The organism is Streptomyces sp. NPDC006294 (genome assembly GCF_042870895.1).
Lineage (GTDB): Bacteria > Actinomycetota > Actinomycetes > Streptomycetales > Streptomycetaceae > Streptomyces.
Genome location: NZ_JBIAHV010000020.1, coordinates 82,160 through 105,836 on the forward strand (window position 1 = coordinate 82,160; position 23,677 = coordinate 105,836).

23 protein-coding genes are annotated in these 23,677 nt (G+C 71.5%); 7 read left to right on the forward strand and 16 right to left on the reverse strand.

Features of this window, described 5'->3' with window-relative positions; genetic code table 11:
- Nucleotides 1-109: 109 nt before the first annotated feature.
- The 7 genes from ACFYOP_RS29265 to ACFYOP_RS29295 all read right to left on the reverse strand — a co-directional run bounded on the left by ACFYOP_RS29265 (nt 110) and on the right by ACFYOP_RS29295 (nt 5,966).
- Nucleotides 110-637, reverse strand: coding sequence for a GNAT family protein (locus ACFYOP_RS29265; RefSeq protein WP_356896632.1), 528 nt, complete (start codon nt 635-637; stop codon nt 110-112).
- A gap of 41 nt (nt 638-678) precedes the next feature.
- Nucleotides 679-1,338: an AMP-binding protein gene (locus tag ACFYOP_RS29270; protein WP_356896630.1), complete on the reverse strand. Its 660-nt coding sequence runs from the start codon at nt 1,336-1,338 to the stop codon at nt 679-681.
- A gap of 217 nt (nt 1,339-1,555) precedes the next feature.
- The gene (locus ACFYOP_RS29275) at nt 1,556-2,641 is read right to left on the reverse strand and encodes an acyl-CoA dehydrogenase family protein (RefSeq protein WP_356896628.1); all 1,086 of its coding nucleotides are present in this window, start codon (nt 2,639-2,641) and stop codon (nt 1,556-1,558) included.
- On the reverse strand, nt 2,638-2,799 hold the full coding sequence (locus ACFYOP_RS29280) for a hypothetical protein (protein ID WP_356896626.1): 162 nt from the start codon (nt 2,797-2,799) through the stop codon (nt 2,638-2,640). Before ACFYOP_RS29280 ends, ACFYOP_RS29275 begins: the two co-directional genes overlap by 4 nt.
- Before the next feature lie 151 nt (nt 2,800-2,950).
- Nucleotides 2,951-3,940 carry an acyl-CoA dehydrogenase family protein gene (locus ACFYOP_RS29285; RefSeq protein WP_356896624.1) on the reverse strand — a complete coding sequence of 330 codons (990 nt, stop codon included), beginning with the start codon at nt 3,938-3,940 and terminating at the stop codon, nt 2,951-2,953.
- On the reverse strand, nt 3,940-5,109 hold the full coding sequence (locus ACFYOP_RS29290) for an acyl-CoA dehydrogenase family protein (protein WP_356896622.1): 1,170 nt from the start codon (nt 5,107-5,109) through the stop codon (nt 3,940-3,942). The genes ACFYOP_RS29285 and ACFYOP_RS29290 overlap by 1 nt, the downstream gene beginning before the upstream one ends.
- Nucleotides 5,109-5,966, reverse strand: a complete 858-nt coding sequence (locus ACFYOP_RS29295; protein WP_356896620.1) for an enoyl-CoA hydratase — start codon at nt 5,964-5,966, stop codon at nt 5,109-5,111. The genes ACFYOP_RS29290 and ACFYOP_RS29295 overlap by 1 nt, the downstream gene beginning before the upstream one ends.
- A 100-nt stretch (nt 5,967-6,066) precedes the next feature.
- Between ACFYOP_RS29295 and ACFYOP_RS29300 the strand changes: the two genes are divergently transcribed.
- Genes ACFYOP_RS29300 through ACFYOP_RS29315 form a run of 4 tightly spaced genes read left to right on the forward strand, consistent with a single transcriptional unit; the run spans nt 6,067 to nt 9,834 of the window.
- Complete coding sequence (locus ACFYOP_RS29300; RefSeq protein WP_356896618.1) at nt 6,067-7,233, forward strand: acyl-CoA dehydrogenase family protein; 1,167 nt, start codon at nt 6,067-6,069, stop codon at nt 7,231-7,233.
- Nucleotides 7,230-8,018, forward strand: coding sequence for an SDR family oxidoreductase (locus ACFYOP_RS29305; RefSeq protein WP_356896616.1), 789 nt, complete (start codon nt 7,230-7,232; stop codon nt 8,016-8,018). The genes ACFYOP_RS29300 and ACFYOP_RS29305 overlap by 4 nt, the downstream gene beginning before the upstream one ends.
- 14 nt (nt 8,019-8,032) lie before the next feature.
- Nucleotides 8,033-8,395: a TetR/AcrR family transcriptional regulator gene (locus ACFYOP_RS29310; RefSeq protein WP_356896614.1), complete on the forward strand. Its 363-nt coding sequence runs from the start codon at nt 8,033-8,035 to the stop codon at nt 8,393-8,395.
- Nucleotides 8,341-9,834 (forward strand): acetyl-CoA C-acetyltransferase, encoded by a 1,494-nt coding sequence (locus tag ACFYOP_RS29315; RefSeq protein ID WP_356896790.1) that lies wholly within the window; start codon nt 8,341-8,343, stop codon nt 9,832-9,834. The genes ACFYOP_RS29310 and ACFYOP_RS29315 overlap by 55 nt, the downstream gene beginning before the upstream one ends.
- A 367-nt stretch (nt 9,835-10,201) precedes the next feature.
- Here the strand turns inward: ACFYOP_RS29315 and ACFYOP_RS29320 are convergent, their stop codons facing one another.
- Genes ACFYOP_RS29320 through ACFYOP_RS29335 form a run of 4 tightly spaced genes read right to left on the reverse strand, consistent with a single transcriptional unit; the run spans nt 10,202 to nt 13,645 of the window.
- Complete coding sequence (locus tag ACFYOP_RS29320; RefSeq protein ID WP_356896612.1) at nt 10,202-11,266, reverse strand: nitronate monooxygenase; 1,065 nt, start codon at nt 11,264-11,266, stop codon at nt 10,202-10,204.
- Entirely contained in the window at nt 11,263-12,033 is a 771-nt protein-coding gene (locus ACFYOP_RS29325) for a CoA-transferase (RefSeq protein WP_356896610.1), read from the reverse strand. The genes ACFYOP_RS29320 and ACFYOP_RS29325 overlap by 4 nt, the downstream gene beginning before the upstream one ends.
- Nucleotides 12,030-12,893 carry a CoA-transferase gene (locus ACFYOP_RS29330; RefSeq protein WP_356896608.1) on the reverse strand — a complete coding sequence of 288 codons (864 nt, stop codon included), beginning with the start codon at nt 12,891-12,893 and terminating at the stop codon, nt 12,030-12,032. Before ACFYOP_RS29330 ends, ACFYOP_RS29325 begins: the two co-directional genes overlap by 4 nt.
- Complete coding sequence (locus ACFYOP_RS29335; protein WP_356896606.1) at nt 12,890-13,645, reverse strand: enoyl-CoA hydratase family protein; 756 nt, start codon at nt 13,643-13,645, stop codon at nt 12,890-12,892. Before ACFYOP_RS29335 ends, ACFYOP_RS29330 begins: the two co-directional genes overlap by 4 nt.
- A gap of 77 nt (nt 13,646-13,722) precedes the next feature.
- Between ACFYOP_RS29335 and ACFYOP_RS29340 the strand changes: the two genes are divergently transcribed.
- The 3 genes from ACFYOP_RS29340 (at nt 13,723) to ACFYOP_RS29350 (ending at nt 16,526) form a co-directional block, all read left to right on the forward strand.
- A complete protein-coding gene (locus ACFYOP_RS29340) occupies nt 13,723-14,553 on the forward strand; it encodes an SDR family oxidoreductase (RefSeq protein WP_356896604.1) in 831 nt (276 codons plus the stop codon).
- On the forward strand, nt 14,550-15,464 hold the full coding sequence (locus ACFYOP_RS29345) for an SDR family oxidoreductase (RefSeq protein WP_356896602.1): 915 nt from the start codon (nt 14,550-14,552) through the stop codon (nt 15,462-15,464). The genes ACFYOP_RS29340 and ACFYOP_RS29345 overlap by 4 nt, the downstream gene beginning before the upstream one ends.
- A gap of 483 nt (nt 15,465-15,947) precedes the next feature.
- Nucleotides 15,948-16,526, forward strand: coding sequence for a Type-2Aa cytolytic delta-endotoxin (locus ACFYOP_RS29350; protein WP_356896600.1), 579 nt, complete (start codon nt 15,948-15,950; stop codon nt 16,524-16,526).
- A gap of 597 nt (nt 16,527-17,123) precedes the next feature.
- Here the strand turns inward: ACFYOP_RS29350 and ACFYOP_RS29355 are convergent.
- The 5 genes from ACFYOP_RS29355 to ACFYOP_RS29375 all read right to left on the reverse strand — a co-directional run bounded on the left by ACFYOP_RS29355 (nt 17,124) and on the right by ACFYOP_RS29375 (nt 23,418).
- Nucleotides 17,124-18,047, reverse strand: coding sequence for a carbohydrate ABC transporter permease (locus tag ACFYOP_RS29355; protein ID WP_356896598.1), 924 nt, complete (start codon nt 18,045-18,047; stop codon nt 17,124-17,126).
- A 2-nt stretch (nt 18,048-18,049) separates the two neighbouring features.
- Nucleotides 18,050-18,943: a sugar ABC transporter permease gene (locus tag ACFYOP_RS29360; protein WP_356896596.1), complete on the reverse strand. Its 894-nt coding sequence runs from the start codon at nt 18,941-18,943 to the stop codon at nt 18,050-18,052.
- 97 nt (nt 18,944-19,040) lie between these two features.
- Nucleotides 19,041-20,363: an extracellular solute-binding protein gene (locus ACFYOP_RS29365; RefSeq protein WP_356896594.1), complete on the reverse strand. Its 1,323-nt coding sequence runs from the start codon at nt 20,361-20,363 to the stop codon at nt 19,041-19,043.
- An 86-nt stretch (nt 20,364-20,449) separates the two neighbouring features.
- Nucleotides 20,450-22,177 (reverse strand): alpha-glucosidase, encoded by a 1,728-nt coding sequence (locus ACFYOP_RS29370; protein WP_356896592.1) that lies wholly within the window; start codon nt 22,175-22,177, stop codon nt 20,450-20,452.
- Between the two features lie 62 nt (nt 22,178-22,239).
- Nucleotides 22,240-23,418, reverse strand: coding sequence for an ROK family protein (locus ACFYOP_RS29375; protein WP_356896590.1), 1,179 nt, complete (start codon nt 23,416-23,418; stop codon nt 22,240-22,242).
- Nucleotides 23,419-23,677: the final 259 nt, after the last annotated feature.

Here is a 23,677-nt window from a genome sequence, read left to right on the forward strand (position 1 = left end):
GGGCCGGCGAGGAGACCGATCGCCGTGAGGCGAGTTCACAACAGGTGGCAGTGCCGTCGGCATGGCGGGAGGGGAAGCGACCTGGGTCAGTCGGTCTGGCGCGGCGAGGTCAGTCGCCGAGGATCCGCTCCCACAGCAGCCCGTCCCGCCAGCTCCCGTCGAGAAAGATCGAGGAGTGCGCGACGCCGTACGGGTTGAACCCGTTGCGGCGCAGCACCCGCTGCGACGGAAGGTTCTCCAGATTGGTGGACGCCTCGGCGCGGTGCAACCCGAGTTCGTCCGTCATCACCCGCAGTACCAGCCCGACGGCGCGCCCGGCGTGCCCTTGATTCTGGGCGACGCCGGCGATCCAGTATCCGACGGAGCCGCGGCGCAGGTGCGGCTGCTGCAGGATGCCGCCGACGGTGACCTGCCCGATCACCTGGTCGTCGGCGAGCACCACACCGGGCCAGACAGTGCCGGCCCGGTATCCCTCAAGCAGGCCGTCGATCCGCTCCGCCTGGCCCTCCGGGGTGAAGAAGTCGGCCGGCTGGGCCGGTTCCCACGGCCGGAAGGCCTCGAAGTCCCGCACCCGGTGCGCAGCGATCGGGGCGGCGTCGGTGGGCTCGATCAGCCGGATTCCGGTGCTGCTGCGCATGGGTGGATCCTCGTCGCGGTGCGTCGGATGAGACGGCCAGCCTATGCGAGGGCGTCCGCGCCGCTGCCCCTACGCCCGCAGGCGGACCGAGTCGATCGCGCAGTTCGTGTCGCGCGACCGCGCCCATACGCGAGCGCTGTCCGGCAGGTCCAGATGCCCCCAACGTCGGGGGCACTCCCATGGCCATGCGCGGCCAAGGGCTCCGCGCCTCTCGACTGCGGAGCGAAGCGGGGCCACTTCGCCGTCCGATGAGCGCGGTGGGGATGTTCGCCGCGCCGGTGGCGGCCGTCCACATCGAGGCCGGGTCGTGCGCCCCGCGCTCGGGGTGGTGGACGAGCGGGGTGAAGACTGTGCGGGCCGCCGGTCAGGACGTAGATCCGCTCGTCCTGTATCCGTCCGAGAACGGTCTTCGCGTCGAAGACCGGCTCCGGGACGATCGTGGTCCCGAGCAACAGGCCGACGATGACACCGGACTTGTAGCCGAAGGTGTGGAAGAAGGGGTTCGCCAGGAGGTGTCGGTCGCCGTGCCGGAGCCTGACCCTACGGGCCCCGGCGCCGTAGACGCGCGGGTTCTGCCCGGGGGCCGAGGGGACGCCCTTGGGGCGACCGGTGGTGCCGGCGGTGCAGAGGAAGCCGGCCGTGCCGGTGGGGCGGACGGCAGCGGTCCGTGCGAGCCGGGCGATCGTCCGCGCGCCGCTCATGACCCGTCACGTCCTCCCTGCCGCCCTCCGCCCCTCGGGGCGCGGGCCCGGAACCACAGCCGGTCGCAGACGTGCAGGCAGGGCCGGTGCTGCGCAGGAGGCAGTTCCCGCGCACCGGGATTCCGTGCGCGCTCCACGGAGATGCCCGCGACGACCCGAGGGGGCGCTCCGCGAAGGTCCCCGTCGCTTGCCAGCGGCGCCGGCAGGCCGGCGCCGGTCAGGCCGTGTTCCCGGCCGATGTCAGCCCCAGCTCCTCGGCGAGCCGGAGCCGGTGTCCTGCCGGCGGGCCGAACAACTGGGCCGAGCCGTGCGCCCGCTTGAAGTAACGGTGGGCAACGTGCTCCCAGGTGATGCCGATGCCGCCGTGCAACTGGATCGTCTCGCCCGCCACCGCGGAGAACGCCTCCGAGCACGCGGACTTGGCGGCGGCCGCGCGGCGGGACAGCTCCGCCGAGCCGGCGTCCGCCGCGAAAGCCGCGCCGAGCGCGGCCGACCGCGCCGACTCCACCAGCACGTACGCGTCCGCCAGCCGGTGCTTGACCGCCTGGAAGGAGCCGATCGGCCGGCCGAACTGGATGCGTTCCCTCGCGTAGGCGACGGTGAGCTCCAGGCAGCGCTCGGCCGCGCCGGTCTGCTCGGCGGCGAGCGCCGTGCAGGCCAGGTCCCGTACGTGCCGCAGAACCCGGCCGCCGTCGCCGTCCGCGCCGATGAGCCGGCCCTCCGCGCCGTCGAGTACGAGGCGGGCCTGCGCCCGTGTCTGGTCCATGGGGACTGTCGCGACGCGGCGTACCCCCACGCCGTCGACGGGTACCTGGAAGAGAGAGATTCCGGCCTTCGTGCGCGCCGCCACGAGCAGTACATCGGCCTCGGCCCCGTGCAGCACGAACTCCTTGGTCCCGGTGAGCCGCCAGACGTCTCCCGGACCACGGGCGGCGTCGGCCCGGATGGCCGCAGGGTCCCAGGACCCGCTCTCGGCCCACGCCAGGGCCCCGACACTCCGGCCCCCGGCGAGCCCCGGCAGCAGCCGCGCACAGGTCCGCGCGTCGCCGGAGACGAGCAGGGCCTGCACCGCGAGCACCGCGGAGCCGAGATAGGGGACGGGGCTCAGGGTCCGGCCCAACTCCTCCATGACGACGTGGACTTCGCGGGCCCCGCGGCCCGCGCCGCCGTACTCCTCGGGGACGGCGAGCCCGGCGGCGCCGATCTGCTCGGTCAACGGCCGCCAGGCCGCCGCGCCTTCGTGCCGTGCCAGCAGGGCGCGCACGGCCGACCGCAGCTCCTTCTCCTCCTCGGTGGGTCTCACCGGCAGGTTCCCTTCTGCGGGCCGAACGCGCCGATCGTGCCGACTGTCGGATGGGACTCGGGGAAGAACAGCCGGCTGAACGCGAGGGCGGCCATCGTGCCGTAGAGCGGGAAGTCGTAGGACTCGACGACCGTGCCGAGCAGGCTGGACGGCGCCACTTTCCGCAGCGGAGCGGGGTCGGGGACCGCGGCCGGTCCCTCGGTTCTCCCGGCTCTCTCGCGTCGTGGCGGAGGCGGCGGTGCGGTGGACATGGCTGACTCCGTGGTGCGGTCGGGGCCGGGCGGGGACGTGGAGCGGCGATCCGCGGGTTCAGGAGGCGAGCACGCGGGCGCGGCAGGCGGCCGGCGTGCCCCAGGCGGACCGCAGCGCACGGGCCTTGCGGATCCACAGCGAGAGGTCGAGTTCGTCGGTGTAGCCGAGCGCGCCGTGGATCTGCAGGGCGGTGCGGGCGGCGGTGCAGGCCGCCTCGCACGCCGCGGCCTTCGCCGCCGCGATCTCGCGTCCGGAGGCCGGCTCCCGCGCGGCCAGGGCCACGGCCGCGCCGTGGACCAGCGGTTCGGTGAACTCCAGCGCGACGAGCGCGTCGGCCAGCCGGTGCTTCACCGCCTGGAACGAGCCGACCGCCACCCCGAACTGGGTGCGCTGCCGGGCGTACGCGACGGTGCGTACGAGCAGGGCGCGGCCCAGACCGAGGGCCTGGGCCGCCGTCGCGAGTGCCGCGACGTCGGCGGCGTGCGCGGCCGCGGAGACCACCTCCGGGCCTCGCGCCAGGACGGTTCCGCCGAGCGGGCGGGCCAGCCGGCGGGCCGGGTCGGCGGACGGCTGGACGAGCCCGGTCGCCGCCGCCAGGCGTACGGCGTCGCCTGCCACGACGAAGACCGCGTCGGCGGCGTCGGCGTCCAGGGCGTAGGGACTGTCGTTCGAGAGCAGGCAGAGTGAGGCGGCCGTCTTGCCGGACGCGATGCCCGGCAGCCACGCGGTGGCCGCCGAGTCGTCCCCCAGGCGGTCGAGGAATGCCGCCACGGCCACCGTCTCCACCAGCGGGCCGGGCACCGCGTGGCGGCCCAGCACGGTGAAGGCGGTGGTGAGTTCGACGGGCAGCGGGCCGAGGCCGTCGTGCCGCTGGGGCACGGCGAGGGCGAAGACGCCGGCCTCGGCCAGCTTCGCCCACACCTCGCGGCCGGGCGAAGGATCCCCGGCCGCCCAGGCCCGTACGACGGCGGGGGTGCCCGCCGCAGCGAGCATGCCGTCCAGGGAACGGGCGAACGTCTGCTGCTCGTCGTCGAGGAGGAACCGCATCACCGGCGTCCCTTCGGCAGGCCGAGCAGCCGCTCGGCGATGATGTCGCGCTGGATCTCGTTGGTGCCGGCGTATACGGGGCCGGCGAGGGAGAAGGTGTACCCCTCGGCCCAGCTGCCGTGCGCGGGCGCATCCGCGGCCGTGTCGGCCAGTTCGCCGTACGGACCCAGCAGGTCCAGCGCGGTCTCGTGGAGGGCGATGTCCAGCTCGGACCAGAAGACCTTGCTGAGGCTCGACTCGGCGCCGACCGCCTCTCCGGCGGTGACCCTTGAGGCGCCCGCGTAGGCGAAGAGCCGGTACGCGCGGGCGCCGATGACCGCGTCGGCGACCCGCTCGCCAAGCGCCGTGTCGCTCGGATCCGCCGTCGCGCGCCACAGAGCCGCCAGGCGGTCGGCCGCCGCGGTGAACCGGCCGGGGCTGCGCAGGGTCAGCCCGCGCTCGTTGCCCGCGGTGCTCATGGCGATCTGCCACCCCTGGCCCGGCTCGCCGATCACGTCCCGGTCCGGGACGAAGACGTCGTCGAGGAAGAGTTCGGCGAAGGCGGGCTTGCCGTCGAGCCGGCCGATGGGCCGTACCGTCACCCCCTCCGCGTCCAGCGGGAACATGAGGTACGTCAGGCCGCGGTGCGGCCGGCCGGCGCCGGGGTCGCTGCGAAAGAGCCCGAACGCGCGGTCGGCGAAGGCCGCCCGGGACGACCAGGTCTTCTGGCCGTTCAGCCGCCAGCCGCCGTCGGTCCGTTCGGCCGTGGAGCGCAGGCTCGCGAGGTCCGAGCCGGACTCCGGCTCCGACCAGGCCTGGGCCCAGATCACCTCGCCGCCCGCCATCGGCGGGAGGACCCGGGCCAACTGCCCGGGTGTGCCGTGCTCCAGGAGGGTGGGGGCGAGGAGGCTGATGCCGTTCTGGCCGACCCGGCCGGGTGCGCCCGCGGCGTAGTACTCCTCCTCGAAGATCAGCCACTCGAGGATCGAGGCGCCCCGGCCGCCGTACTCCTCGGGCCAGGAAACCGCCGACCAGCGGTCCGCGGCCAGGGTGCGCTCCCATGCGCGGTGGGCGGCGAAGCCCTCCGCGGTCTCCAGGGAGGGGAGGGGCGCGTCCGGGACATGGGCGGCGAGCCAGGCGCGGGCCTCGGCACGGAACGCCTCCTCCTCGTCGGTGAAGTCGAGGTCCATCAGGCCGAAGCCTCCTTCATCGCGCGGACGTCCATGCCGCCGAGCGCGTCCTGAGCGGTCTCGGCGTTGTGCGCGTGCGCCAGGTGGTGCAGCCCGAAGACCGCGTCCATTCCGGCGTGCATGCCCTGGAGATCCTCGGCCTGGTTGACGGCCCGCTTGGTCAGCGCCAGGCCCAGGCGCGGCATGACGGCGATCCGGTGTGCCAGCTCCATGGTCCGCTCGGCCAGTTCGGCGCGGGGCACGACCCGGTTGACCATCCCGACCTCGTGGGCGCGCCGCGCGCTCATCCGGTCGCCGGTGAAGAGGAACTCCTTGGCGATCCGCGGCGGCATCACCCACGGGTGGGCGAAGTACTCCACACCGGGGATGCCCATGCGTACCACCGGGTCGGCGAAGAAGGCGTCGTCGGAGGCGATGATCAGGTCGCAGACCCAGGCGAGCATCAGGCCGCCCGCGACGCAGGCGCCCTGCACGGACGCGATCACCGGCTTGGGCAGTTCGCGCCAGCGCCGGCACATGCCCAGGTAGACCTCGGACTCGCGGGCGTAGCGGCTCTCCGCGCCCTGCTTGTCCGAGTGGTCCCACCACAGGCCCGCCTTGCGGTCGAACGGCAGGTGGGCGTCCCGCTCAGGGGTGCCGATGTCATGGCCGGCCGAGAAGTGCTTTCCCGCTCCGGCGAGGACCACGGCCTTCACCGCGTCGTCGGCGGCGGCGCGGTAGAAGGCGCGGTCGAGGGCGTAGGTCATCGCGGAGTTCTGGGCGTTGCGGTGGTCGGGCCGGTCCAGGGTGATCACGGCGACGGCGTCGTGGCGCTCGTAGCGGACGGGCTCGGCGGATGCGGCGCGGGCAGCGGACATCTGCCCTCCTTCCCTAACAAGTGTTTGGTAGGTTAACGTACGGGTCGTCGGCCGTCGAGAAGCCGAGTCGCCCATTCCCCGAGAGCCGTCCGGAGCCGCCATGAGCAGCGTCGAGGAGTTCCGCACCGAGGTCCGCGGCTGGCTCCGGGCCAACCTCACGGGCAGGTTCGCGCCCCTGCGCGGGTGCGGCGGACCCGGCAGGGAACACGAGGCATTTTCCGAACGCCTCGCCTGGGAGCGGCACATGGCCGCCGCCGGCTGGACCTGCGTCGGCTGGCCGGAGCAGTACGGCGGCCGCGGCGCCACCCTCGAACTGCAGATCGCCTTCCACGAGGAGTACGCCCTCGCCGATGCCCCCGCCCGCGTGGGCCACATCGGGGAGCAGCTGCTCGGCCCGACCCTCATCGCCCTCGGCACGCCGGAGCAGCGCGAGCGCTTCCTCCCCCGGATCGCCGCCGTCGAGGAGCTGTGGTGCCAGGGATACAGCGAACCGGACGCCGGGTCCGACCTGGCGGGCGTACGGACGCGGGCCCAACTCGACGGCGCGGAGTGGACGGTCACCGGCCAGAAGATCTGGACGTCACTCGCCCACGAGTCGGACTGGTGCTTCGTCCTCGCCCGCACCGCGCCCGGTTCCACCCGCCACCGCGGCCTGTCCTGTCTGCTGGTGCCACTGGACCAGCCGGGCGTAGCGGTCCGGCCGATCACACAGCTGACCGGCACCCACGAGTTCAACGAGGTGTTCTTCGACGGCGCCCGTACCCCGGCGGCGAACATCGTCGGAGCGCCGGGCGAGGGCTGGAAGGTCGCCATGGCCACCCTCGGCTTCGAGCGCGGGGTCTCCACCCTCGGCCAGCAGGTCGGCTTCCGCCGTGAGCTGGAGGCCGTCATCGAACGGGCCGGGCGCAACGGCACGGCCCAGGACCCGCTGATCCGCGACCGGATCGCCCGGGCCTGGATCGGACTGGAGATCATCCGCGTCAACGCGCTGCGCATGCTCGACGGCGTCGCGGCCGGCGCACCGGGCCCCGAGGCCTCCATCGGCAAGATCTTCTGGGCCACCTGGCACCGCGAGCTCGGTGAGCTCGCCATGGAAGTCTGCGGCGCCGACGGCATGCTGGCGGCCGGCGAGCCCTACGACCTCGACGACTTCCAGCGGCTGTTCCTCTTCTCCCGCTCCGACACCGTCTACGCCGGATCGAACGAGATCCAGCGCAACATCATCGCCGAGCGCGTGCTCGGCCTGCCCAAGGAGGCCCGCCCATGACCCCGGCCCCGCCGCCGTACGAGCCCGGTCACCGCCTGCTCGCCGGCCGGACCGCCGTCGTCACCGCCGCGGCCGGCGCGGGGATCGGCGGCGCGACCGTCAGACGGCTCCTGGAGGAGGGGGCGAACGTCGTCGTCTCCGACGCGCACGCCCGCAGACTGCTGGAGTCCGAGGCGGAACTCGCCGCCGGGTTCGGGGCGGACCGCGTGACGGCACTGCCCTGCGACGTCACGGACGACGCCCAGGTCTCCGCACTCTTCGACGCGGCCCGGGAACGGCACGGACGCCTCGACATCGTGGTCAACAACGCCGGTCTCGGCGGCACGGCCGATCTCGTCGACATGCCCGACGAACAGTGGCACAAGGTCCTCGACGTCACACTGAACGGCACGTTCCGCTGCACCCGTGCCGCTCTGCGCCGCATGAAGGCCGCGGGCGCCGGAGGCGTCATCGTGAACAACGCCTCGGTGCTCGGCTGGCGCGCGCAGCGGGGCCAGGCGCACTACGCCGCCGCCAAGGCCGGGGTGATGGCGCTCACCCGCTGCGCCGCACTGGAGGCAGCCGAATACGGCGTACGCGTCAACGCCGTCTCGCCCAGCCTCGCGATGCACCCGCACCTGGTGAAGGTCACCACCCCCGAGCTGCTGGAGGAGCTGACCTCCCGCGAGGCGTTCGGCCGCCACGCCGAGCCGTGGGAGGTGGCCAACGTCATCGTGTTCCTGGCCAGCGGCTACTCCTCGTACCTGACCGGGGAGGTCCTGTCCGTCAGCAGCCAGCACGCGTGAGGCCAAATGATCGCGTGCCCGGGAACAGCAGAAGGAAGACCACGACGAACCCGCCGCCCGAGCGGCGCGAGGAACTCCTCGCCACCGCGGCCGAGGTGTTCGCCGCCCAGGGCTACAACGCCACCACCGTCCGCAAGATCGCGGATGTGGCGGGGATCCTCGCGAACAGCCTCTACTACCACTTCGACTCGAAGGAGTCGATGTTCGACGAGATCCTCTCCCGTTTCCTGGACGACCGGTGGGCCCGGTACGACGCCGTGCTCGCCGCCGGGCTCGCCCCCAGGGAGACCATCGAGGCCTCGTCACCGAGTCCTTCCGGGAGATCGACCGGCATCGCCCCGCCGTCGCCCTCTACCGGAAGGAGTCCCGGCGCCTGAGGAGCCGGCCGCGTTTCGGCTGTCTCGCCGACGCTCAGCAGAAGTTCGAGAGGGCCTGGCTCGGCACCCTCGAACGCGGCGTGGCCGTCGAGGTGTTCCGGGCCGACCTCGACGTCCGGCTCACCTACCGGTTCGTGCGCGACACCGTATGGGTCGCCGCGTCCTGGTACCGGCCGGACGGGCAGCACAGCCCGGAGGAGATCGCCCGCCAGTACCTGTCGATGGTGCTGGAGGGCATCGCCGCGGCGCGCACGTCACCCTGGAATCGAGAAGGAGCGGCCATGACCGAGGCATACATCGTCGAAGCGGTACGCACCCCGGTCGGCAGGCGGAACGGCGGACTGTCCGCCGTCCACCCGGCCGACCTCGGCGCGCACGTGCTCAAGGCGCTCATGGCGCGCTCGGGCGTCGACCCGGCGGCCGTCGAGGACGTCGTCTTCGGCTGCCTGGACACCGTCGGGCCCCAGGCCGGCGACATCGCCCGCACCTGCTGGCTGGCCGCGGGGCTGCCGGAGGAGGTGCCCGGCGTGACGGTGGACCGCCAGTGCGGCTCCTCCCAGCAGGCCGTGCACTTCGCCGCGCAGGCGGTGCTGTCCGGCACCAGCGACCTGGTGGTGGCCGGCGGCGTCCAGAACATGTCGCAGGTGCCGATCGCCTTCGCGAGCCGCCGGGCCGCCGAGCCGCTCGGCCTGACCGAGGGCCCGTACGCCGGCTCCGCGGGCTGGCGGGCCCGCTACGGCGACCAGCCGGTCAACCAGTTCCACGGCGCGGAACTGATCGCGCGGAAATGGGACGTCTCCCGGCGCGACATGGAGGAGTTCGCCCTCCGCTCGCACCGGCGGGCGCTTCGCGCCATCGACGAGGGCCGCTTCGCCCGCGAACTCGTTCCCCACGGCGATGTCACCACCGACGAGGGCCCGCGCCGCGACACCACCCTGGAGAAGATGGCGGGCCTGAATCCGCTGGTCGAAGGCGGCCGGCTGACCGCCGCGGTCTCCTCCCAGGTGTCCGACGGGGCGTCCGCGATACTGCTCGCCGGTGAACGCGCGGTACGGGAGCACGGGCTCACGCCGCGCGCCCGCGTCCACCACCTCTCGGTACGCGGCGAGGACCCGATCCGCATGCTGTCCGCGCCGATCCCGGCCACGGCGTACGCCCTGAAGAAGGCCGGGATGACGCTGGACGACATCGACCTGGTCGAGATCAACGAGGCGTTCGCCTCGGTCGTCCTGGCGTGGCTGAAGGAGACCGGGGCAGACCCGGCGAAGGTCAACGCCAACGGCGGCGCCATCGCCCTCGGCCACCCGCTCGGCGCCACCGGCACCAAGCTGATGACCACCCTGCTGCACGAACTGGAGCGCACCGGTGGCCGGTACGGCCTCCAGACGATGTGCGAGGGCGGCGGGCAGGCGAACGTGACGATCATCGAGCGCCTCTGACGTCCCCACCGTCGTACCGGCGCCAGACACGGACCGGACCCGGCGCCACGATCCCGCCGCCGGGGACGTCACCGCCGAACCACCGGTCCACGCAGGTCCAGTGGTCCGGCCGGGAGGCGGTCGGCGCCGTCCTTCTCCACCTCCGGTGGGACGCGGAAGGCGACCACGGTGCGCACGGTCCAGCGCGGCCGGCGCCGAGACGTCGGCTTCGGTCAGCCTGCCGAGCGCGTCGGCGCGGAAGACCTGGCCGTAGCGCACCCGACGCCTCTGGTCGGTGCGGCAGCCGCCGAGGTCACGGACGTTGACCGCGCCCCGGAGCGCGAGTGGTGGCCGGGAGTTCCCGCAGGAAGTGGGGCGGAGCGGGGGCTCAGCCCGTGAGGGGGAGGGAGCGGAGGGTGGCGTGGGCTTCGGCCATCACACGGTCGACGAGCTCGGCGCAGGACGGCAGGTCGTCGATCAGCCCCGCCACCTGGCCGGCGGCCATCACACCGAGATCGGTGCGGCCCTCGACCATCGAGGCCCTCAGCAGCATGGGAGTGTTGGCGGCCAGCAGGAGCTGACTCCAGGTCAGTTCCTTGCCGTGCCTCGTCGCCAGGCCGTCGCGGATCATCTGTGCCCAGCTCAGGCCGCTCTCGCGCCGGAAGAGCGCGGCGTGCCGGACCGCCCGCAGCAGCGCGGCGGTCCGGCCCGAACGTTCCAGCGCGTCGACCAACTCCGTGCGGAGCATCCGGTGGGGCAGGCCGTCCACCTTGGCGGTGACGGTGACGTCCTTGACGGTCGCGGACAGGTAGGCGGCCTTGACCGCGTCGGGGACGGTGCTGTCCGAGGTGAGCAGGAAGCGGGTGCCCATGGCGATTCCGGCGGCGCCGTAGGCGAGTGCGGCGACCAGACCGCGCCCGTCGTGGAAGCCGCCCGCCGCGACGACCGGGATGCCGACGGCGTCCACGACCTGCGGGAGCAGGACGGTGGTCGCGACATCGCCGGTGTGCCCGCCGCCCTCGCCGCCCTGCACCAGCACCGCGTCGGCGCCCCACGCGGCGACCTTCTCGGCGTGCCGCCTGGCACCGACGGACGGGATGACGACGACCCCCGCGTCCTTCAGCCGGGCGATCAGGTCCCGGGAGGGCGCGAGCGCGAACGAGGCGACCTTCACGCCCTCGTCGACGATGATCCGTACCCGCTCGGCCGCGTCCCCCGCGTCCGCCCGCAGATTCACCCCGAACGGCGCGTCCGTACGGGACTTGACCTCGCGGACGGCGGAGCGGAGCCGGTCGGGGGTCATGGTGGCGGAGGCGAGGATCCCGAGGGCGCCCGCATGGGCGGTGGCCGAGACCAGACGGGGGCCGGCCACCCAGCCCATGCCGGTCTGCACGAGCGGATGCCGGACGCCGACCAGTTCGGTGAGCGGGGTGCGGAGCGTGACGTCGCTCATGCGGCCGGCACCTCGCGGTCGCGCAGCCCCTCCGGGTCGACGACATCCCTGATCAGCCGCAGCTCCTCGGCGGTGGGCTCGCGGGTGTACGGGACGTCGTCGGGGACGGTGAGCGCGAAGCCGGTGGCCCGGGCGACCTGCTCGACCGTCACGCCGGGGTGCAGCGAGCGCAGCCGCATCGTCCGGTCCCGGGTCTCGAAGTCGAACACGCCCAGGTCGCTGATGACGTCCGGGATGCGGTGGTGGCGGGTCGCGGAGGGACCGGCCGCGGCGGCGCGGTCGTAGCCGACGCCGGACACCATGTCGACCCGCTCGACGAAGACCCGGGGCCGGTGCCGGGGAATCCAGTAGCTCGTCGGGTTGTTGAGGGTGTTCACGGGCGCGCCGCGCACGCCCAGCAGCTGCCGCTCGGGCCGGTCCCACGGCCCGATGCAGGAGATGTTCTGGTTGCCGTACCGGTCGATCTGGCTCGCGCCCATCATCACGTGGCGCCGCCCGGTCGCGACCAGGGCCAGGTGCTGCCGGTACGGCAGCCAGCCCTCCACGACCCCCGCCGGGGCACCGACCGCCGGCACGTCTCCGATGAGCAGCGCTTCGCCGTCCGTCAGCAGCAGGTCGGGGGAGAAGGTGAGCTTCGCCAGCCGGGCGCCGATCGTCGGGACGGCGCCCATCGGGCTCGCCAGCACCTCGCCCGCGCCCCGCCATGCCTCGGCGCACGCCACCACGCAGTACTCGGCCCGCGTCGCCGTCGGTGTACCGCTGCTCATGCTTCCTCCTCGTGGAACGCCGCCACCGCGGCCCGGTACGCGTCCTCGTCGCCCGACAGGAACCGCTCACCGAAGGCCCGCCAGGCCTCCGGGGTGCGGGCCGCCCGGACGTAGGCGCGCTGGAACGCCTCGTCGCGGTCGTGGTCGGGTGCGCAGGAGGTGAAGTGCGCGCCGTTCGGGGTCTCGACGACGCCGCTGACGAACGCGCGCTTGAGCAGCAGGGACTGCGGACCGGCGTCCCCCCGCAGGTCCGCGGTGTCCACGATGCGTTCGCAGGAGACGTACGCCGCGTCGGCGGCCTCGCAGAACAGATCGTCGAAGTACGGGTCCGGGCCCAGGTACTGGGCGTTGCCCCGCGTGTCGGCCCGGTTGAGATGGACGAGCGCGACGTCCAGCCGCAGGGCCGGGACCGCGACCAGCTCCTCACCGTCCCCGTAGGGGGAAGTGACCGTGCGCAGCGACGGGTTGACGGTCATCACGTCCGAGGCGAGACCTGCCCGGACCGGCATGAACGGCAGCCGCTGCGCGGCGGCGGTCAGGCCCCACATGACCATGGCCTCGTCCAGCTCCACCATCTCGAACGCGGCGCGCTGCCGGGCCGCCCCGAAGTGCGGTTCGAGGGGGACGGAGTCGAGTGTGGCGAACGCCGCGACCAGTTTGCGGATCTTCCCGGCGGCAGCGAGCAGCCCCACGTCCGGCCCGCCGTAGGACACGACGGTCAGATCCGTGACGTCCGAACGCAGCAGCGCGCGGACCAGCGCCATCGGCTTGCGCCGCGAGCCCCAGCCGCCGATGCCGATCGTCATCCCGCTCCGCAGGCGGCCGGCCACCTCGTCGGCGGTCATCGTCTTGTCGCTCACCGCTCCTCCTCCTTGGCCGAGACGAACGCGTCGCGGTGCCGGTCGGCGACGCCGCCGAGGCCGGCCTCGAAGGTGAAGCCCTGCTCGAAGCGGTAGCTGCGGCGGACGTCCACCGGGTCGATCCCGTTGATCGCGGCCTTGGCGAGGCGGAGCAGGGAGCCGTCCTTGGCGGCGATCTCCCGGGCCAGTTCCAGCGCGGCGTCGTGGAGATGACCGCCGGGGACGACCCGCCACACCGAACCGTGCCGGTGCAGCTCCTGCGCGGTGACCGTGCGGGAGGTGTAGTACAGCGCCCGCATCAGGTGCTGGGGGACCAGCCTGGCGAGGTGGGTCGCCGCGCCGAGCGCGCCCCGGTCCAGCTCGGGCAGTCCGAAGGTCGCGTCGTCGGCGGCGACGATGGCGTCGGCGTTGCCGACCAGTCCGATGCCGCCGCCGAGGCAGAACCCGTGCACGGCGGCGACCACCGGGACCTCGCAGTCGTAGACCGCGGCGAACGCCTCGTAGCAGCCGCGGTTGGCCCCGATCAGTGCGCCGTGCCCGGCCGTGCGCTGCATTTCCTTGATGTCCACGCCGGCGTTGAAGCCGCGGCCCGCGGCGGTGAGCACCACGCAGCGCACCGTCGGGTCGGCCCCTGCGGCGCGCACCGCGGCGGCGACGTCGTACCAGCCCTGCACCGGGAGGGCGTTGACCGGCGGGAAGTCGACGGTGACGACGGCGATGCCCTCTTCCGGGGCGGAGGTGGAGACACCCATGAGCAGATCAGCTACCTTTCCACCAAACGTTTGTTAGGTGAAGATAGCAGCGGTCCGCGCGCTGCGGGAGGTGTCCATTGGCAGCGATCACCGACCTTTCGGGTTCCGTCGCCGTCGTCACCGGCGGAACCCGGGGCATCGGCGCGGGCATTGCCCGCGCCCTGCTCGAAGCCGGTGCGCAAGTCGTGACCTGCGCACGACGGGCTCCGGACGAGCCCGTCGAGGCGGCGGGGCGCACCGCCCGCTTCCTCCCCGTCGACCTCCGCGATCCGGAAGCGACCGGGGAGTTCTTCGCACGGGTGCGCGGCGAGTACGGGCGGCTGGACACCCTGGTCAACAACGCCGGGGGAACCCCGTTCCGGATGCTCGACGAGGGCGGAGCCGAACGGCACGCCCGGGTCGTCGAGTTGAACCTCGTCGCGCCGCTGCACGCCTCGCTCGCCGCGTACGAGGTGATGCGCGGGCAGAGCGCCGGGGGATCGATCGTGATGATCGGCAGCGTCAGCGGGACCCGGCCGTCCCCGGGCACCGCGGCGTACGGAGCCGCCAAGGCGGGACTGGAAAGCCTCGCCCGCTCCATGGCCGTGGAATGGGCGCCCCGGATACGGGTCAACACGCTCGTCCTCGGCATGGTCCGCACCGATCTGTCCGCCCTGCACTACGGGGACGAGGACGGCATCGCCGCCGTCGGCCGCACCGTGCCGCTCGGCCGGCTCGCCGACCCGGCCGACATCGGCGACGCCTGCGTCTTCCTCGCCTCCGGCCGGGCCGCGTACATCAGCGGCGCCGCCCTGCACGTCCACGGCGGAGGGGAACGCCCGGCGTTCCTCGACGCCGCCACCGTCAACGGCCGCCCTGCTGACCGCCCCCCGCCGGAAACGCCGGCCCACCGAAAGGACATGCCATGACCACCGGAATCTGCACCGGCCGCGTCGCCGTCGTCACCGGGGCGGGCCGCGGCCTCGGCCGCGCGCACGCCCTCGCCTTCGCCGCCGAGGGCGCGAAGGTCGTCGTCAACGACCTCGGCGTCGGCCTCGACGGCACCGGTGGAGCCGGCGGGCCCGCCCAGGAGGTCGCCGCCGAGATCCGCGCGCTCGGCGGGCAGGCGGTCGCCCACGACGGGGACATCGCCACCGCCGCCGGCGCGGCCTCCCTCATCGCCACCGCACGGGACGCCTTCGGCCGCCTCGACACCCTCGTCAACAACGCCGGATTCCTGCGCGACCGCATGCTCGTCAATCTCGACGAGGACGACTGGGACGCCGTCGTGCGCGTCCACCTCAAGGGTCACTTCCTGCCGCTCAAGTACGCCGTCGCGCATTGGCGCACGGAGGCCAAGGCCGGCCGTGCGCCCGAGGCCCGCGTGATCAACACCAGCTCCGGAGCCGGCCTGCTCGGCAGCGTCGGCCAGGGCAACTACGCCGCCGCCAAGGCCGGGATCGTCGGCCTGACGCTCGTCGCCTCGGCGGAGGCGGCGCCCTACGGCGTCCAGGTCAACGCCATCGCCCCGGCCGCCCGCACCCGGATGACCGAGCATGCGTTCGCCGACACCATGGCCGCCCCCGAGGACGACGCGTTCGACGCCATGGCCCCGGAGAACGTCTCGCCGCTCGTCGTCTGGCTCGGCTCCGCCGCCTGCGCCGGGGTGACGGGCCGCGTCTTCGAGGCCGAGGCCGGCCGGATCACCGTCATGGAGGGCTGGCGGCCCGGCCCCACCGCCGACAAGGGCGCCCGCTGGACCCCGGCGGAGGCGGGCGAGACCGCCCGGAAGCTCCTGACCGCGTCCGAGACACCGCAGCCGGTGTACGGGGCGCGATAGCAGCCGCCGGACCGGCCGGATGCCCGGATCGCCCGGCGCCTGCCACGGACAACGGTCCCGAGAAGCCGCCGACCGCGGTTCCCCGGGGCCGTTCCGCGTCTGCGGGCCGCGGCCTTTCCCGGTCAGCGGGATTCCCCGCTCCCCGCCCCGGGAGCACCCGCTCAGCCTCCCCCGACAACCCGACGCACCACAGAGGACCCCATGCTCACGGACCCATAGAGGCAACACGCGGCGGAGATCCGGCGCTTCGCCGAGCACCGCCGTACCCCGGTTGCCCCGCTGACCGGGCCCCTCCCGGACGCTCGTTGCCGCGGGGCGGCTGGTGCACGAGAAGCGGCCCGCGACCGCGCGGGGCGGGCAACGGCCGCCAGGACCGGATGGCGCGGTGGACGCCGTCCGCATGCCGGATCGGGGGTCCTGCCCGGCCGGCATGGTCGGCATACTGGCCGCTCTTGATCACCACTGCAACGCGTAGGAGGAAGCATGGCTGCCAGTTTCAGAACCGTCGTCGAGGTGGGTGCGGAGCACCTCGAACAGGCCCGGGCCGTCGACCGGTTGTTCCAGAACGCGATCGCTCCCGCGACCGTCAACTTCGATTTCGGGCACATCAGGGAGGCGGCCGCCGCCGTGCCCGGCAGTGAGATCGTGCGGATGGTGCGCGGCTGGAGGCTCCAGGAGAACGCCCCGGTCATGGTCATGGTGCTGTCGCTGAAGGAGGCGGTGCGGCAGGCCGTGCCGCCGGAGTTGGCCGAGGCCGGTTTCTGGGAGACCGTCGAGCAGGAACTGCTCCGCGCCTTCACCGGGCTCGCCGCGCAGGAGGGCACGCCGGGGCTGTCGTACTACGAGGAGAGTGCGGACCGCACGAGTTACTACCGGGACCTGTTCTTCGCCGTGCAGGACGCGGAGACCGGCGAGCACGTGTACGCGATCGTCTGCTGCATCGACGTGACCCTCGGCGTGGACAAGACCCGGGCAGGCGCCCTGGAGGCCACAGACGTGGTGCCGTTCTCGATCCTGCTCAACGCGATCGTGCTCCGCCAGGAATTGTCGGTCGCGGCCTGACCTCGACGCGTGTCGGCCCGCCGTCCCGGGCCGTCCCCTCCGGGCCTGGACGCGACGCTCGCCCTCGCTCTCGAGTTCGCCTCCGCGCCCACCCCCGGTCCGGAGCCTGCCGGCGCCGCACCGCCCGGCCTCCCGCCGCGCGCTGCTGCCGCACGCCGCCCACAGACTTGGCGCATGAGACGAACCCCTGCCCTGACCGGCGCGGTCACCCGCTTCCCGAGCCGCTCACGGCACACGTTCGTCATGACAGCCCTTGCCGCTCTGGCGCTCGCCGCCTGCGGCACCGAGAAGACAAGCTCCGGCGGACTGGAAAGCGAGCCCGCTGACACTGCCGAGGCCCGGCCCACCCTCACGGAGATACTGGAAAGAGTCGAGCAGCCGTGTCCCCCGAACGCCGCCGGTGCCGCCGCCGAGCGGTCCGGCGCTGCCACTGCCTGCGGATCCGGCGCCGTGGGTTGCATGTCACGGGGCCGGAGAGGCCCAGGCCTGCCGGCGTATTCGTCCGGCGGACCTGGGCCCTTATGTGCGCTCGATGCGTCCGGCCGCGGTACCGGGCGTTGTGATCGGCCTGGGAGAGGCTCCGGGGTTGGTGGGTGGCTACTTCACGGCGCCGGCCGTCAGGCCGCGGGTGAGGGAGCGTTGGAAGATGAGGAAGAACACGACCATGGGGATGACGCCGAGAAGGGCTGCGGCACTCATGGCGGTGGGGTCGCTGGTGTACTGCCCCTGCATGACCGACAGTCCGAGCGGGACGGTCTGGTTGTCGTTGGAGATGAGCAGGACGAGGGGGTAGAGGAACTCGTTCCAGCTCCAGACGAAGAAGAAGACGCACATCACCGAGAGCGTAGGCCAGCTCATGGGGAGAACGATGCGCCACAGGATGGTCCATCGGCCGGCTCCGTCCATGGACGCGGCTTCGATCAGCTCCCGGGGGAAGCTGCTGAAGACGGAGGAGAGCAGGTAGGTGCCGAAGGCGCTGTAGGTGATGCCGACGAGAATCGTGTAGCCGAGCTTCCCGTCGTAGAGCCCCGTCTCCTTGAAGAGGTAGTAGACGGGGTAGACGAGACCTTCCTGGGGCAGCACGTTCGCGCCGAGGAAGAAGACGAGGAACGCGGTGCGCCAGCGCACCCGGCCGATGCCGATCGCGTAGGCATTGAAGAGGGCGAGCAGCACGGCGATGAGGACGACGCCGAGGCTGATCTGGATGCTGTTGACCAGCTTCTGGCTGAAATCGACGCGTTCCCAGACGTCGCTGATGATCTGCCAGTTCCACTGCGTGGGCCAGGAGAGTGAGCCATTGGTCCGGTAGTCGGCGCTGGTCTTGAACGAATTGAGCAGGATGATGACGAACGGGGAGAGAAAGGCCAGGACGAAGACGCCGACAGCGGTGGCGACGGCGTAGGAGCCGGCGCTGCGACGCTTGCGCGTGTGTGCCTCCTTTCCGAGCCGAGGGGCCGCGGGTGCTGCATATGCCGCCTTGTGAGGACGGTTCTTTGCGGTGCGTTCGGTCGTCATGGTCATGGTCATCCGTCCTCGCGGGCCTGGCGGGTGAGCATCGTTCCGGCGATGATCAGCACGAGCAGGGTGATGGTGCTGGAGATGGCTGATCCATAGCCGACGTCGGCGCGCTCGAAGAAGTTCTGGTAGGCGAAGTACGCGGGGACCAGGGTCGAGTTTCCGGGGCCGCCGCCGGTGAGGACGAAGATCTGTGCGAAGACCTTCAGGCCGGCGATGGTGGTCGTGACCAGGACGACGTAGATTTCGGGGCGGAGGATCGGCACGGTGATGCGGGTGAAGCGCTGCCACCAGGTGGCGCCGTCGAGCGCCGCGGCTTCGTAGAGTTCGGGGTCGATGCGCTGCAGTCCCGACAGGAACAGCACCAAGGGGTAGCCGAGTTGCATCCAGACGAGGACGGCGAGGACCACCCACAGGGCGAGGCCGGGGTCGCCGAGCCAGTTCTCCGCGAGGGACGCGAGGCCGACCGTCTCGAGCACGCTGTTCACGGCGCCTTCAGGAGCCAGAATCCAGCCCCACATCAGGCCGGTGACCGCGACCGGGATGACCTGGGGCTGGTAGAGGCCGGACCGGAAGACACTGACGATGCCGTCGCCGTGCTTCTTGCCGATGTAGTCGAACAGCAGGGCGGCGAGGAAGAGGCCGAGGAGGGTGGGAACGACCGCGATGCCGATGATGACGAAGGCGATGTTGCGGAACGAGGCCCAGAAGTCGGCGTCCTGGAAGAGGCGGACGTAGTTGTCCAGGCCGGTGAAGACGGGCTCGCCGATGCCCTGCCATTCCGTGAGGCTGTAGTAGAAGGTCATCACCAGCGGGACGACGAGGAAGAGCAGGCTGAGGAGCAGGCCGGGTGCGAGGAAGACTGCGTAACCTGTGGCCCGCGGGTGACGCGTGGCTTTCACTGTTGCTCCTAGGTGGACGGGACGGCGGCCTGCCGCGGGCGGGCCGCCGTCCCCGGAGGAAGGGTGAGGGACCGGCGGGGCGAGGACCGGTCGAGCCTCAGGATCGGGTCGCCGCGTACTTCTCGTAGGGGGCTGCCAACTCATCGAGAACCGCGTGGGGCTTGCCGCCGTTCATGAGGTTCTGGGTGGCCGCCAGCCAGGTGTCGTAGTAGCCGGCGACGGGCCAGTCCGGGTAGAAGGCCAGTCCGCTGCCGTCCTGGTAGGCGGCGAATGCCTGGATCAGTTCGCGGGAGCGCGGGTTGCTGATGGTGTCGGCCTTGGCCGCCACGGGGATGTTTCCTTCTTCGCCGAGGAGCTTCTGGATCTTCTCGGACATGGTGATGTCGATGAAGTCCTCGGCGAGCTTCTTGTTCTTCGCCTTGGCGGGGATGACCCAGTGGTTGCCGCCCGAGCCCAGGGTCTTCTGGCCGCCCGGGTAGGGGGCGGTGGACCACTTGAAGTCGTTGATGTCGGTGGTCAGCCCGCCGAACCACCAGTTGCCGCCGACCATGATGGGCCGCTTCTGGGAGACGAACTGCTCTGTCATGTCGGACCCCTTGAGGCCGACGTCCTTCTTCTCGAAGTAGCCCTTGTCAAGCCAGTCCTGGTACGTGTTGACGGCGTAGGTCCACGCAGGGCCGTGGAAGTCGACCTTGCCCTGGTAGAGCTGGTAGTTGTCGACCCAGGTTTCGTCGGCCTTGGACAGGGCGAGCAGGTAGAGCCAGTGGCCGGCGGGGTGGTCGTTGCCGGCGTTGGCGAGCGGGGTGATCCCGGCGGCCTTGAACTTGGCCAGGGCGGCTTCGAAGCTCTTGAGGTCGGTGGGCTTGGCGACGTTGTGCTTCTGGAAGAGGTCGTCGTTGTAGTAGGTGAGGACGAACTCCCCGTAGTTGGGTATGCCGTACCACTTGTCGCCGCCCATCTCGCCCTTGGCGTCGTACCGGGCGGTGACGGAGGTGCGCTCGCTGATCTTCTCGTCCCAGCCGCGTTCCTTCGCGGTGGCGGTCAGGTCGGTGAGCAGGCCCTGCTTGGCGAGCAGGCCGGTGGTGGCGTTGCCCTTGTTGTACTCCATGACGTCGGGCGCCTTGTCGGAGTTGAGGATCATGCCCGCGTTCTGCTGTACCTGCTCGAACGTCTTGCGTTCGAAGACGACCTTCACCTCGGGGTGCGTCTTCTTGAATTCCGCTATGGCCGCGTCCCAGGCATTGCTGAGGGCGCCGTCCTCCTGCTCGTAGTGCCACAGGCGCAGGGTCTTGCCGTCCCCCTCCGCGGTGTCGGATCCGCCGCCGCATGCGGCGAGAGGTGCCACGAGTACCAGGGCTGACACGGCGAGCAGGGCTCGGCGTGTGGTCCGGCGGGTGGCGCGGAGGCGCATGTTCGTCATGAGAGTTCCTTGGGTCTGCACGGGTAGGGCGGTGCGGGGGGAGACGGTGGGGCTGTGGGGGTACTTTCGGCAGGACGGTGGGGGCGTCAGGCGTTGCGCCGGTGGACGCGGGCCTCCCAGGGCTGCAGGGTGTACCGGGCGGCAAGGGCCGTGGCGGCGGGGATGTTGGCGATGAGGGTCTCGCTGTGTTCCCAGCCGTCGGGCAGGTCGACGGTGAGGTCGTCCCCGCTGAAGTTGGCGAGGACGAGCAGTTCGGTGCCGGAGGCCACGTCGTGGCGGGTGAAGGCGTAGAGCTGTTCGTGGGTGGGGTGGAGCATGCGGAAGTCGCCGTGCGTGATCGCGGGCTCGGTGTGACGCAGGTCGATCAGGCGACGGTAGTGGTGGAAGACCGAGTCGGGGTCGGCGAGCTGGGCCTTCGCGTTGACGGTGCGGTGGTCGGGGTTGACCGCGATCCACGGTGTGCCGGCGGTGAATCCGGCGTGATCGGTGGCGTCCCACTGCATGGGAGTGCGGGCGTTGTCGCGGCTGCGGTGGCGCAGGCCGTCCAGGACGCTTTCCTCGTCGGCGCCCAGGGCGGTCTGCTCGGAGTAGTGGTTCAGCGACTCGACGTCGCGGAAGTCCTCGATCGAGGTGAAGGGGGCGTTGGCCATGCCCAGTTCTTCGCCCTGGTAGACGTAGGGCGTGCCGCGGTGGAGATGGAGCACGGTGGCGAGGAGTTTGGCGGAGCGGTCGCGGTGGGCGGGGCCGTCGTCGCCGAAGCGGGAGACGACGCGGGGCTGGTCGTGGTTGTTCCAGTAGAGGCTGTTCCAGCCGGTGTCGCCGAGGCCGGTCTGCCAGCGTCCGAGGCTGGCTTTGAGGTCGGTCAGTCTCAGGGGGCGGACGTCGAATTTTCCGCCCGGTCCCTGGTCGAGGCCGACGTGCTCGAACTGGAAGACCATGTCGAGTTCGCGGCGGGCGGGGTCGGTGAAGAGCCTGGCCTCTTCCACGGTGACGCCGGGCATCTCGCCGACGGTCAGCAGCTTGCTCGGATGGCCGGCGAAGACTTCGCGGTGCATCTCGGCGAGGTAGTCGTGGATCCGGGGGCCGCAGATGTAGTAGGGGCTGCCGTCGCCGTACCGGTCCCCTTCGTGAAGGGTGCCGTCGGGCATGCCTGGGGTCTTGGAGATGAGGTTGATGACGTCCATGCGGAAGCCGTCGACGCCGCGGTCCAGCCACCAGCGCATCATCGTGTGGACAGCACGGCGGACGGCGGGGTTCTCCCAGTTGAGATCGGGCTGCTTGCGGGAGAACAGGTGCAGGTAGTACTCGCCGCTCGCCTCGTCGTAGGTCCACGCGGGGCCGGAGAAGAAGGAGCCCCAGTTGTTGGGCTCCGCACCGGGCGTGCCGGGCTGCATGCCCGCGCGGGCGGGGCGCCAGATGTACCAGTCCCGTTTGTCGCCGCTCGGGCCGTCGTCGCGGGAGGCGGTGAACCAGGGGTGCTCGTCGGAGGTGTGGTTGACGACGAGGTCCATGACGAGCTTCATGCCGTGCTCGTGGACGGCGGCCAGGAGGCGGTCGAAGTCGGCGAGGGTGCCGAAGAGGGGGTCGATGTCCTGGTAGTCGCTGATGTCGTAGCCGTTGTCGTCGTGCGGCGACGGGTAGACGGGTGAGAGCCACAGGACGTCGACGCCGAGCTCGGAGAGGTAGTCGAGACGCTCGACGATTCCTTGCAGGTCGCCGATGCCGTCCGCGTTCGAGTCGGCGAAGCTGCGCGGATAGATCTGGTAGACGACCGACTCGCTCCACCAGGCGTCCGCGGGACTGAATTCGTTCACGGGCACGTCAGAACCTCATCGTGTGTACTCGGATGCGTGTGTGGTGAAGTCTTCGGGGACGTTCAGATCGCCGCGCCTACCGCGTCGCTGATGACCAGACAGGCGGCGCCCCTGGCCCAGAGGTCGTGACGGACCGGGTCGACGTGGATCTGGCAGTCGCGGGCCGCGGTGGAGAAGGCGCGAGCCTCAAGGGCCGTGGTCATCGCCGGGCCGAAGAGGTCGTACGCGACCGCCCCCTCGCCCGCGATGATGATCTTCTGCAGGTTGAGCAGGTTGCACATGCCGGCAAGGCCCCATCCCAGAGCGGTGCCGGCTTCGGCAAAGGCCGACCCGGCGACGATGTGCCCGGGGGTGTTCGGGGACCGGGCAAGGTCCATGGCGTCGGCGATCGATTCACACGCGACGCCACCGTCCTGCAGATGTCGCATCACGGCCCTGTCGCCGGCCAGGGCTTCCAGACATCCGCGCCGTCCGCAACTGCACATGGGGCCGGCAGGGTCCAGGGGCATGTGGCCGAGCTCACCGGCGAGTCCGGTGGCGCCGGAGAAGAGCGTGCCGTCGAGGAAGAGACCACAGCCGATACCGGGGCCGACCGTGACCACGGCGAAGGAGTCGATGTCGCGGCCTTCGCCGAACCAGCGTTCGGCGACGACCAGCGTGTTGACGTCGTTGTTGACGACGACCGGCAGGCCGGTCGCCTCACGCAGTGGACGGGCCACATCCACCTTGTTCCAGTCGAGCAGGGCCGAGTACCGGCAGACGCCCGCGGCCGAATCGACGTGCCCGCTGACCCCCACCCCCAGGCCCAGAACCCTGTCCGCCGCTCCGGACACCTCGGACAGCAGCCGGCCGGTCAGGGCGGCTGCTGCGGACAGGGCGGTTTCGGGTGTGCAGTCGGCGATCCGTTCCTCCGCGCGGGCCAGAACTCGTGCCGCCATGTCCGTGATCACCCCGGACACCTGGGCCGGACCGATCTTCAACCCGACCACCAGATGTTTGTCCGGATTGACCTCCAGCATCTTCTGCGGCCGGCCTCTGCCCTGGGGCGCCGTGTCGCTCTCTCGCAGATAGTCGTGCTCGAGCAGCGGTGGGAGCATCCGGGTCACCGACGAGGGCACCAGCCCCAGACGCTGAGCGAGCTGGGTCCGCGAAATGGGCCCCGCGGTCAGGACCGTCGCGAAGATCTCCGCACGGGTCTGCTCGCTGACCAGCTCCGAGAAACGGATCTTGGACGGGGTCATCACGCGATGCCTCCACAGATGGATTCGAGAGCAATGCTCCGACCCCGTGGTGTCTACCGGTGCCGGACAACTGCGTATGACAGGAGTGTGACCCCCATGTTTTTCATGCGTCAAGAAAGAAAAACTGGCGTTACCCAACCGTGACGCGCGCCACAGGATAACGAAGCATGCACCTTACGCACCGATTAGTCGGTGTTTGCAGATTCACGGGGGGACCGACGCGTGGCGAGTCTCGTTCATTTCATTGACACGGCGAAAA

What these genes read in the sequence shown, in the direction of transcription:
- ACFYOP_RS29285 (WP_356896624.1), bottom strand. Translation starts at nt 3,940, where the DNA reads ATGCGGTTCCTCCTCGACGACGAGCAGCAGACGTTCGCCCGTTCCCTG.
- ACFYOP_RS29335 (WP_356896606.1), bottom strand. Translation starts at nt 13,645, where the DNA reads ATGGGTGTCTCCACCTCCGCCCCGGAAGAGGGCATCGCCGTCGTCACC.
- ACFYOP_RS29295 (WP_356896620.1), bottom strand. Translation starts at nt 5,966, where the DNA reads ATGTCCGCTGCCCGCGCCGCATCCGCCGAGCCCGTCCGCTACGAGCGC.
- ACFYOP_RS29350 (WP_356896600.1), top strand. Translation starts at nt 15,948, where the DNA reads ATGGCTGCCAGTTTCAGAACCGTCGTCGAGGTGGGTGCGGAGCACCTC.
- ACFYOP_RS29320 (WP_356896612.1), bottom strand. Translation starts at nt 11,266, where the DNA reads ATGAGCGACGTCACGCTCCGCACCCCGCTCACCGAACTGGTCGGCGTC.
- ACFYOP_RS29345 (WP_356896602.1), top strand. Translation starts at nt 14,550, where the DNA reads ATGACCACCGGAATCTGCACCGGCCGCGTCGCCGTCGTCACCGGGGCG.
- ACFYOP_RS29290 (WP_356896622.1), bottom strand. Translation starts at nt 5,109, where the DNA reads ATGGACCTCGACTTCACCGACGAGGAGGAGGCGTTCCGTGCCGAGGCC.
- ACFYOP_RS29270 (WP_356896630.1), bottom strand. Translation starts at nt 1,338, where the DNA reads ATGAGCGGCGCGCGGACGATCGCCCGGCTCGCACGGACCGCTGCCGTC.
- ACFYOP_RS29325 (WP_356896610.1), bottom strand. Translation starts at nt 12,033, where the DNA reads ATGAGCAGCGGTACACCGACGGCGACGCGGGCCGAGTACTGCGTGGTG.
- ACFYOP_RS29375 (WP_356896590.1), bottom strand. Translation starts at nt 23,418, where the DNA reads ATGACCCCGTCCAAGATCCGTTTCTCGGAGCTGGTCAGCGAGCAGACC.
- ACFYOP_RS29265 (WP_356896632.1), bottom strand. Translation starts at nt 637, where the DNA reads ATGCGCAGCAGCACCGGAATCCGGCTGATCGAGCCCACCGACGCCGCC.
- ACFYOP_RS29355 (WP_356896598.1), bottom strand. Translation starts at nt 18,047, where the DNA reads ATGACCATGACGACCGAACGCACCGCAAAGAACCGTCCTCACAAGGCG.
- ACFYOP_RS29365 (WP_356896594.1), bottom strand. Translation starts at nt 20,363, where the DNA reads ATGACGAACATGCGCCTCCGCGCCACCCGCCGGACCACACGCCGAGCC.
- ACFYOP_RS29305 (WP_356896616.1), top strand. Translation starts at nt 7,230, where the DNA reads ATGACCCCGGCCCCGCCGCCGTACGAGCCCGGTCACCGCCTGCTCGCC.
- ACFYOP_RS29300 (WP_356896618.1), top strand. Translation starts at nt 6,067, where the DNA reads ATGAGCAGCGTCGAGGAGTTCCGCACCGAGGTCCGCGGCTGGCTCCGG.